Source organism: Nonomuraea sp. K271, assembly GCF_009908215.1.
GTDB classification, from domain to species: domain Bacteria; phylum Actinomycetota; class Actinomycetes; order Streptosporangiales; family Streptosporangiaceae; genus Nonomuraea; species Nonomuraea longispora.
Map to the genome: position 1 here is coordinate 50,369 of NZ_JAAAHR010000041.1, position 6,293 is coordinate 56,661.

Consider the following 6,293-nt stretch of genomic DNA (forward strand, 5'->3'; position numbering starts at 1 on the left):
AAAGCTCCCGTTCCGTCGTGGGCGCGCCTTCACCTCGTTGGCGCGCCCCAGCGGCTAGGCTTTACGCGGTCATGAACTGAGGCCGAAATGGGGGAGTTCTCTGCCTTGAGCACGGACCTGACTGCGAGCCCCCAGGCAGCGACGGAGGTGCATCGCTACGCGGAGGCGTTGCTCACGCACCTCGCCGCCAACGGCTCCGCACCTCCCGCCGCCCCGGGCTTCCGCGACGTCCCCGGCTACTGGCTGCCACCTGCCGTCGAGGCGCTGGTCGCCATCCTCGCCGGCGATGACCCCCTTGAGCCGCTGAGCAGGGCGGCCGGGCGCGACCAGCAACAGACCGCGCTCTTCCTCTGCCTGGCCCTGGCCGTGTCCGGGCAGGGCAGCCGCATCCACGCCTCATGGCTCGGCACCGCCTTCGGCGAGTTGTCCCTCGACCGGCCGGTCACCCACGGACAACGCTCGCTCTGGCTGGCCGCTGCCAGAGGCGCCTACGGCCCCGCCGGCAAGATCTTCGTCCTGCGCAAGCTCGACGTGCTGGCCGTGCAGGAACACGCCGACCCGAAGCAGTGGGTGCAGGCGCTGGTCCCCGACGAGCCGTCGGTCGTGGTGCCGCCGTCCCTCGTCGACTTCCCCGAAATGGCCGAACTCCCCGAACTGGCCAGGCCCGCGATGGCCGCCGCCCGCCTGGCGCGGTTGCGCGGCCGGGTCGCCGAGATCACCTCGGCCCGCCAGTCCGACCACGACTCCTCCGCTCCGCTCGACAACAGCACCGGCAGCCCCGCCACGTCGTGGGCCGAGGACGAACCACTCGCCGTGCTGCGCTCACTGATCGGCCAGAGCGGACCGGCCGGCCCGATGGCCTCGCTCAGCTCACACCTGCTCGACGACCTGCGCCCCGGCGCCGACCCGCACCTGGCGGCGATCGCCCTGCACGTGGCAGCGCCCATCCTGAGGGGAGTCTGCGAGGAACTGGAGGCCGACAGCCGCCTGGAGCCGCCGGAGACGCTGACGGTTCCGCTGCTCGGCCACCGCATCCACCTGCGTCCCGAGGGTCCCGACCAGCAATCGATGGCCGCCGCCGAGGACGCCATCGTCGCCGACGGAGTCGTTCCCCGCGGCCGGCCGTGGGCCGCCATGGTGCTGATCGTCGCCGGCGTCGCCTGTCTCATCGGCGCCGCCTTCCTCAACAACCTGCTCGTCGCGGCCGCCGTGGCGATGATCGGCTTGGCCGGCTGGCAACTCTGGCTGCGCCGCAAACTCGTCGAAGCCGACGCCCGCTTCGTGACGGCCCAGGTGAGCGAGCTGAAAGAGCTGGCCGAGGGGGCGGTGTGGGCTCTGCACGCCTACGCCCGCGAAGCCGACGCACGCGCCACGCAGGCCGCCGACGACGCCGTGGAACTGACCCGGCTGATCCGCCGCGGCCCACGCGCGGGCTGACCCTCCTGTCCCCGCACAGGCGCGTACAACGGCACCACCACCATGCCAGGCTTGCGGGCCGACCCGTCCGGGATGGCGTCAGGGCCGGCACCTGACTGTCGCGCCCACGGCGGCCCCGCGCAGTGAACTGCGGAACCTACCGGCTCACCCGCCCGCGGCGGACTTCGTACCCGCACCGGCTTACCCACCAGCAGCGGGCCCCAGAACCCGACCCCGCCTGGATCTGAAATACGGAATCCCTGTCCGCAGTGGAATCAACGGCTTCCCCGACCCGGGTATCCACCGGGTTCGTACTGGGGATTCTCTACCCGCACGTGGGTCATGGCCCGCACACGTGGGGCGTTCACCGGCTCGCTGTCGCGGCCTGACCTGCTGGGCTGGAGGGGCGAACACACCGCCGCAGCCCGTTCCCGGAGTGACCCGGCCGCCGTCCCGTCGCGCCCGCACGCGACAAGAAGCTCTAGTCCCGTCAGGAGACCCGCGGCCCGCATCACAGCGGGTCTCCTACGAAACCTCGATCTCCACGTGTGCCGGTGCGAGCAGGAAGACGCGGTCGGCGATGCGCTCGATCCTTCCCTCACACCCGAAGGCCAGCCCTGCGGCGAAGTCGACCATCCTTGTCGCCTCGGGCATGGGCATGCCCGTGACGTCCATGATGACCGTCTGCCCGTCACGGAAGTGCTGACCGATCATCGGCGCGTCGTTGTACTTGAGCGGCTGGACCATCACGATGCGTGACGAGTCGACGTTCGCGCGCCACCGCCTGGCGGCACGCTCCGTAGCGGGCACGTATTCGTCCTCGTAGTGCCCGTCGTCGTCGTAGCCCTCGTCGTATTGGTCGATTCCGCCCAGGCCAAGGTAGCTCACCACCTTGCGCACTGCCCCCATCGGCTTGTCCTTTCCTCAGGAACTCACCGTAATCGGCACGTCCCTACACATTGGACGGTAACCGACGATTCCGCATTCGCCACGCGACACGCCCAGGACTAATTCCATTTTGTACGGCTTGCAGCCCGGTTGCAGCTGGATATCCGACCCCTGGATAGCATCGAGCACATGCGCCTCTTCACTGTGGACGCCTTCACGGACACAGCTTTCAAGGGTAATCCCGCAGCGGTCTGCCTGCTGGACTCTCCGGTTACTGACCGATGGATGCAGAGCGTAGCCGCCGAGATGAACCTCTCCGAGACCGCTTTCCTGCTCGGAGATTCTCTGCGCTGGTTCACGCCTGCGGTCGAGGTCACACTCTGTGGCCACGCCACCCTCGCGACCGCTCACGTCCTGTATTCGACCGGGGCGGCGAGCGGCCGGGTCGAATTCACGACGGCCAGCGGCACGCTTACCGTGAATCGCCGCTCCGACGCCATGATCACCATGGATTTCCCGGCGAAGGAGGTGACCCCCTCCGGCGTTCCCGCCGCCCTCGAGAAAGCGCTCGGGGCGACCCCGGTTCAGGTCGGAAAAAGCCACCTCGACCTGCTCGTCGAGCTCGACTCAGAGGAATCGGTACGGTCGCTGACCCCCGATATTCCAGCCCTGGCCGCCGTCGACGCGAGAGGCGTGATCGTCACCGCGCGGGGCACGGAGACCGACTTCGTCTCCCGCTTCTTCGCCCCCAATGTCGGCGTCCCGGAGGACCCGGTGACGGGCTCGGCCCACTGCGCGCTCTCTCCGTACTGGTCGTCCCGCCTCGGCCGCCCGTCCTTGGTGGGAGCCCAGGTGTCGGCCAGAGGGGGCCTCGTCCACGTGACCCACGACGGTGACCGCGTCCATCTGGCCGGCCGGGCCGTCACGGTGTTCTCCGGCACCCTGCACCTCTGAAGGCCGCATCCCACGAGGTGCGAACGGAAGCGGCCAGGCGGTGACTGTGCTCGCGGCGGTTCGAGACGCTGAGGTGGATGAACAGTCACCATCGCTGCGAGACAACGTGAAGCGGCGATCAGAGGTCAGGGCGCCAGCCTCGTTCGACCGACCGACGGCACTGGTCGGGGTCGTCGCCCGCGCTGGTGAACAGGGCGGTCAGCAGCGGCACGCCATGGTCCAGCGACTGACGGGGCAGAGGACCGGTGACGACGAGCGATGCCAGTCCATGGCCGATGGTCCAGCTCTGCGTGGCCAGTTCCAGCGGGTCGACGTCGTCGCGGAAGCGGCCGACGTCAGTCGCCCGTTCGACGGCCCGTACGAGACAGTGCAGCGTGTCATCCGCGGCCGTGGCGTCCTCCAGTTCGAACCCGGCGTCGAACATGACCTGGTAGAGATCCGGACTGGCCAGGGCGTTGGACAGGTACGCGGCGCCGAGGGCGGCCAGGTCCCGCACCGGATCCTTCGATGGCGCGACCGCGGCGAGATGAGCGGCCAGGCGGGTGAAACCTTCCTGTCGCATCGCTGTCCACAGACCGTCCATGCCGTCGAAGTAGGTGTAGACGGCCATGGTGGACACCCCGGTGCCGGCCACCAGCGAGCGAAGCGTGACCGGCTGCCGGGCGGCGAGCATCTGTGCCGCTCGGTCGATCAGCAGGGAGCGGACCGCCGGGTCCTTCGTCCTCACCATGGCACCACAATACATAGCTTTGCTATGTTCTCGACAGGCACCGAACGGGCTGTGCCGATGAGCGAGCAAGGAGCGGACATGACCGTGACCCTGGTCAACCCCGACGGGCTGCCGAAACCCGACGTCTACCGCCAGCTGTCGATCGCCACCGGATCGAAACTGGTGTTCCTGGCCGGCCAGGTGGCTCGCGATGCCGAGGGCCGGCCGGTCGGTGAGGGGGATCTGGCCGCTCAGGTCGAGCAGGCTTACCTCAATATCGGCACCGCCCTCGCCGGAATCGGCGGATCCTTCGATGACGTGGCCAAACTGACCATCTACGTCGTCGACTGGACACCCGACAAGATGCCGCTGCTGGGAGAGGGCGTCGCTCGGGCGGCGGCCAAGCTGGGGGTCGACCCGGTCAAGCCGATCACCTTGCTGGGCGTTGCGGCGCTGGGCGAACCCGACCTGCTGGTAGAAGTCGAGGCCACCGCCGTCATCGACTGAGCCGCGACCCCCCGCACCCGGCCCTCGACAAGCGTGGGGCTCGAGACCGTTGAGATGTCCGCACATGTCAACAGAGACAGCGGGCGGAGCCACCAACGTCGAGCCCGCCACTTGGTCCTGGCCGTACCGCGTCGGAAACTCAGTTCACCGCGCGGCGGGCGAGAAGGTACGCCTGCGGGAAGCCCCGCCTGGGATCCTCCTCCGGAGAGATCACCAACCGGGCCACCTCCGTGAGCCCGGCGCTGAGGAGCAGTCCGGCGATGTGGTCGGGCGAATATCTGTAGGCGAGTGACACGAGGTGGTCGAACGATTCGGCCACCTCGGTGGCGTCGTCGTGCGCCTGGAAGCCGAGCAGCAGGTGGCCTCCGGGCGCGAGCACGCGGTGAAACTCCGCGAACGCCTCGGGAAGCCGTTCGGGCGGGGTGTGGATGATGGAGTAGTTGGCGAGCACCCCGGCCAGAGCAGCGTCATCGACCTTGAGAGCTTCCATCGCTCCAACCTCGAAGCGCAGTTCCGGATGCCGGCTCCGAGCGAGCACGATCATTTCCGGCGAAAGGTCAACCCCGAACACGCTCAGGCCGAGTGCATGCAGATGCGCGGTGACATGGCCGGGGCCGCATCCCACGTCAGCCACCAAACCTCCGCCGTGGGTCCGGATGAGCTCGACGAAGACGGGGATCATCGCGTGGTTGAGCGGCTCAGCATGGTACCGCTCAGGGATGTCCTCGGCATAGCGAGCGGCGACGGCGTCGTACGCCTCTCGGGTTGCGGTAATAAGGTCCGGCTCTGTCATGGACAGCCATGCTAGAGCCTGGCGCCGGCGTGTCGCTTCCCCTCGACGACGCGCACCCCGTTCAGTGGCACACTGCCCGAATGAAGGTCAGAGTCGCAGTCGAGCAGGACTTCACCGGTTTCCTGCACTTGGCAGCCGAGGTCGAACAGTGGTTCGGCCCCATGGTCTCCGAACCGGGCTTCCATGACGCCGTGCGCAAGAATCTCCTCCGTTCGACGGCGCTGGTCGCGACCTCGTCAGGCCCGGGGCTTCTCGGCGGGCTGATGTTCGGAACCACGCGTCCGCCGACCTACCACATCCGTTGGCTCGTCGTCTCGGAGCAGGCACGGGGTCAGGGGGTCGGCCGGGCACTGCTGGCAGAGGCGATGCACAGGTTCGTACGCGGCCCAGGCAGCGTTGAGGTGGTCACCTTCGGCACCGACCACCCTGGTGCTACGGCAAGCGGTGCACGCGCCTTCTACGAGCGGCTCGGCTTCACGCCTGCAGAAGCCACCAGCCCGGGGCCGGAAGGCGGCTCCCGGCAGATCTACCGCCTCGCCGTCCCCCACCAGCCCTTCGAACTTTCCTCATAACCCGAACCGCTTTCCCCGCCACCGCGGCCCACAGGTCAGGACGCCTCCCACCGGCAAACTCTGTAGGTCACGGAAACTGCAGGCGCAACAAAAAAAGGGGCTCCACGCCTCAAGCGTGGAGCCCCTACAAAAATTGTCCGGCGGCGACCTACTCTCCCACACCCTCCCGGGTGCAGTACCATCGGCGCAGAGAAGCTTAACTTCCGGGTTCGGAATGTAACCGGGTGTTTCCTTCCCGCCATAACCGCCGTAACCCCATGAAACCGACAAACACAACCGCTTGCAGTCTCAGAATTGCCTAGTGGACGCGAGCAACACCATAAAAAGTATGCTTTGTGGTCAAGTCCTCGGCCTATTAGTACCGGTCAGCTCCACACGTTACCATGCTTCCACACCCGGCCTATCAACCCGGTCGTCTACCGGGAGCCTTAACCCCTCACAGGGTGGGAGACCT

General features: G+C 67.7%; 7 protein-coding genes and 2 rRNA genes. 4 read left to right on the forward strand and 5 right to left on the reverse strand.

Going from position 1 to position 6,293, the window contains the following annotated elements; translation table 11 throughout:
* Positions 1-147: 147 nt before the first annotated feature.
* Positions 148-1,437, forward strand: a complete 1,290-nt coding sequence (locus tag GUY59_RS16840; RefSeq protein ID WP_138200671.1) for a hypothetical protein — start codon at positions 148-150, stop codon at positions 1,435-1,437.
* Positions 1,438-1,941: 504 nt separating this feature from the next.
* Here the strand turns inward: GUY59_RS16840 and GUY59_RS16845 are convergent.
* The gene (locus GUY59_RS16845) at positions 1,942-2,325 is read right to left on the reverse strand and encodes a cell division protein SepF (RefSeq protein WP_132331033.1); all 384 of its coding nucleotides are present in this window, start codon (positions 2,323-2,325) and stop codon (positions 1,942-1,944) included.
* Between the two features lie 168 nt (positions 2,326-2,493).
* On the opposite strand from GUY59_RS16845, the gene GUY59_RS16850 reads away from it, so the two are divergent.
* On the forward strand, positions 2,494-3,258 hold the full coding sequence (locus tag GUY59_RS16850; protein WP_138200716.1) for a PhzF family phenazine biosynthesis protein: 765 nt from the start codon (positions 2,494-2,496) through the stop codon (positions 3,256-3,258).
* Positions 3,259-3,376: 118 nt separating this feature from the next.
* Here GUY59_RS16850 and GUY59_RS16855 read toward each other — a convergent pair whose 3' ends face one another.
* On the reverse strand, positions 3,377-3,988 hold the full coding sequence (locus GUY59_RS16855; RefSeq protein WP_138200670.1) for a TetR/AcrR family transcriptional regulator: 612 nt from the start codon (positions 3,986-3,988) through the stop codon (positions 3,377-3,379).
* A 78-nt stretch (positions 3,989-4,066) separates the two neighbouring features.
* On the opposite strand from GUY59_RS16855, the gene GUY59_RS16860 reads away from it, so the two are divergent.
* Positions 4,067-4,474, forward strand: coding sequence for a RidA family protein (locus tag GUY59_RS16860; protein WP_138200669.1), 408 nt, complete (start codon positions 4,067-4,069; stop codon positions 4,472-4,474).
* A gap of 139 nt (positions 4,475-4,613) precedes the next feature.
* Here GUY59_RS16860 and GUY59_RS16865 read toward each other — a convergent pair whose 3' ends face one another.
* On the reverse strand, positions 4,614-5,267 hold the full coding sequence (locus GUY59_RS16865) for a class I SAM-dependent DNA methyltransferase (protein ID WP_138200668.1): 654 nt from the start codon (positions 5,265-5,267) through the stop codon (positions 4,614-4,616).
* Positions 5,268-5,347: 80 nt separating this feature from the next.
* On the opposite strand from GUY59_RS16865, the gene GUY59_RS16870 reads away from it, so the two are divergent.
* Entirely contained in the window at positions 5,348-5,839 is a 492-nt protein-coding gene (locus tag GUY59_RS16870) for a GNAT family N-acetyltransferase (protein WP_138200667.1), read from the forward strand.
* 135 nt (positions 5,840-5,974) lie between these two features.
* Here GUY59_RS16870 and rrf read toward each other — a convergent pair.
* Together rrf and GUY59_RS16880 are read right to left on the reverse strand one after the other, a co-directional pair.
* Positions 5,975-6,091, reverse strand: a 5S ribosomal RNA gene (gene rrf, locus GUY59_RS16875).
* 83 nt (positions 6,092-6,174) lie between these two features.
* Positions 6,175-6,293 (reverse strand): 23S ribosomal RNA (locus tag GUY59_RS16880); the annotation flags it as partial.